Below are 2,658 nucleotides of genomic sequence, written 5' to 3'. Positions count from 1 at the left end.
TACCTTGCAACGGAGAGACACGCTATTCCTGTGGTCGAGGAGAGGCGTAATCTGATTGAAGGGTGTCGATGGGACTTTAGAGGGTGACCATCTCTCGCATTGGATTAAAAACAAAAAACCCGCTATGCGGGTTTTTTGTTTGCTGCGAAGTGAGGGCACATCGGCGTGAATGCTTAGTGCCCGAATCCTTAGGATCGCAAATCTTCTGCTGTCGCCTAGTTAGACAGCAGCGACCCCGAACGGAATGCCGTCGCGCCTGCAATGCGCGCGAATTCCAGGCCGGCGGTCGCAAAGCGCGTCAGATGCCGCGCATACATCACACCGGCGACAGTGCTCTTGAGCGTCACGACGCGATCGGTCAGCGGATCGACGATATCGGCAATTTCGTGCCCGACGTCCACCCACGTTCCCGGTTCCGTGCGATACACCAGCACGCCGCTGATCGGCGCGACGATCGGCTCGGTGCCGGCAAGCGGCGTGGCGGCAAATTCGAGCGGCGGCATCAGCGCCGCCGTGCCGTCGATCACCCCGCGATGTGTCAGATATTCAATGATCCCTTGCGCGTCGTGTTCGGCGAATTCATAGGTGACGTCGCGCTGGCTGCGCAGTTCGATCGTCACCGAAACGGAGCCGTTCGGAATAGGGAAGCGCTCGCCATAACGGCCTCGCAGATCCGACCAGCAGAAGCTGTGGATTTCGTCGAACGGATTACCCACCGAATTCAGCGCGAGCAGGGACGCTTTCGCCTCCAGATAGCGCGCGAGCGGCTCAACTTCGGACCACAGGTCAGGATTGGTGTAGAGGTGCATGGCCGCTTCCCAGTCGCAGTGCAGATCGAGCACGACGTCGGCGTCATACGACAGCAGTTGCAGCGCGAGCCGTTGCGATCCGAGCTCGGTTTCAGGCTTTTGCGCTTCGAGTGCTTCACGCATCGCGTTGCGGATCGCCTCGCGGTTCTGGTCGATATCGCCGGTCAGCCGCGCTTCGATCACCGGCTGCACGAGGGCGGCCAGGTCATGGAAGTTGCGGTTGAAGTTCTGCGCCGTGTTGGTTTCGAAACGGCCGCTCAGGTGACCGAGGAAATGCTGGTTCAGGCCGATCGGATTGGCGACCGGCACGATCACGATTTCGCCCTTGATCTTGCCGGCGGCTTCGAGCGCGGCCAGCTTGCGGCGCAGCGCCCACGACACCAGCATGCCGGGCAGTTCGTCGGCGTGCAGCGAGGACTGGATGTAGATCTTCTGCCCGCCGCCGGGACCGTAATGGAAACTCGTCAGGTTGCGCGCGGTGCCGAGTGTCGGGGAAATCAGCGGATGGGTTTGGGTTTGCATGGTGTCTGAAGCGCTCCGGAGCCTGTCGGGTCGCGCTATGTCGTTGATTGCAGTGTGAAAAGTGACTACCTGGATGAATGCTTGAACAGGTTTGCGGCGCCGTTCGCAGGGTGCGCGCGGCGCGGTGCAGCCGTTCGATCTTAGCCGATCTGCCGCCCGAAGGTGGTTTTGTGCCGGATTGCGCAGGGCTTAAGCGTAGCCGCCCAAACGAAACGGGCTCCGCGTGTGGCGGAGCCCGTCTGAAGCTGCTCGAAACGGCGCGGACGAGCCGCGCCAGTCGCAATTAGCTGCCGTACACGTCGAAGTCGAAATACTTCTTCTCGAGCTTCTTGTACGTACCGTCCTTGATCATGTCGGCGATGGCCTTGTCGACCTTCGTCTTCAGATCCGCGTCGTCTTTGCGCATGCCGATGCCTGCACCGTTGCCGAGAACCTTCTCGTCGACGATGTCTTTGCCGGCGAACTCGAAGCCAGCGCCACGCAGCGTCTTCAGGAAGCCGATTTCAGCTTCCACGGCGTCTTGCAGCGACGCATCCAGGCGACCCGACAGCAGGTCGGTGTAGACCTGGTCCTGGTTCTGGTACGACACGACCTTCGCGCCCTTCGGCTCCCAGTAGGTCTTTGCGTACGTTTCCTGGATCGTGCCTTGCTCGACACCAACCGTCTTGCCAGCCATCGATTCCGGCGTCGGCATGATCGACGAACCCTTCTTCGCGACGAGGCGCGTCGGCGTATTGAACAGCTTCGACGAGAAAGCGATCTGTTCAGCGCGTTGCGGCGTCATGGACATGGACGACAGCACGCCGTCGAACTTCTTCGCCTTCAGTGCCGGGATCATGCCGTCGAAGTCGTTTTCCACCCACACGCACTTCGCGTTCAGACGTTTGCAGATTTCATTGCCGAGGTCGATATCGAAACCGACGAGCTTGCCGTCCGGGCCCTTCGATTCGAACGGGGGGTAGCTGGCGTCCACGCCAAAACGGATGGTTGTCCAGTCTTTCGCGTGTGCGCCAATCGAGACGGTGGCAAGCAGAGCAACCGTCAAAGCCGCTAGCAGTTTTTTCACTGTTTAACTCCTCGGTGTAGTTCAAATACGCCCGCGTGCGGTTGTGCCGCTGCGGGACACCCGATGCGACTCGCGATCGGGTTTGGGTTCAAGCCGCTGGCCTGCGCGGCCAGCAGTGCGCGCCAAGCTTACCAGTTCAAAAAAATTGGGTAGCTAGTGAAATACCGGATGGCGCATGAGCGATGCCTTGGCAGTAGAGGTGCCCGGAGGAGAGCATGGTCGCGCGACGATGCGGGCGGCATCGAATGGCCGGCTGTCGGC

2 protein-coding genes are annotated in these 2,658 nt (G+C 60.5%); both read right to left on the bottom strand.

Annotated features, from left to right (window positions below):
• Positions 1 to 215 precede the first annotated feature (215 nt).
• On the bottom strand, positions 216 to 1,331 hold the full coding sequence (locus VGH41_RS02700) for a succinylglutamate desuccinylase/aspartoacylase family protein (RefSeq protein WP_331595804.1): 1,116 nt from the start codon (positions 1,329 to 1,331) through the stop codon (positions 216 to 218).
• A 283-nt stretch (positions 1,332 to 1,614) separates the two neighbouring features.
• Positions 1,615 to 2,397 (bottom strand): ABC transporter substrate-binding protein, encoded by a 783-nt coding sequence (locus VGH41_RS02695; RefSeq protein WP_331595803.1) that lies wholly within the window; start codon positions 2,395 to 2,397, stop codon positions 1,615 to 1,617.
• Positions 2,398 to 2,658 lie beyond the last annotated feature (261 nt).

The sequence above is a fragment of the Paraburkholderia sp. genome (assembly GCF_036488795.1).
Classification (GTDB): Bacteria; Pseudomonadota; Gammaproteobacteria; order Burkholderiales; family Burkholderiaceae; genus Paraburkholderia.
Note: the sequence above shows the minus strand (reverse complement) of the source record. Positions and strands in the feature narration are given on the sequence as shown.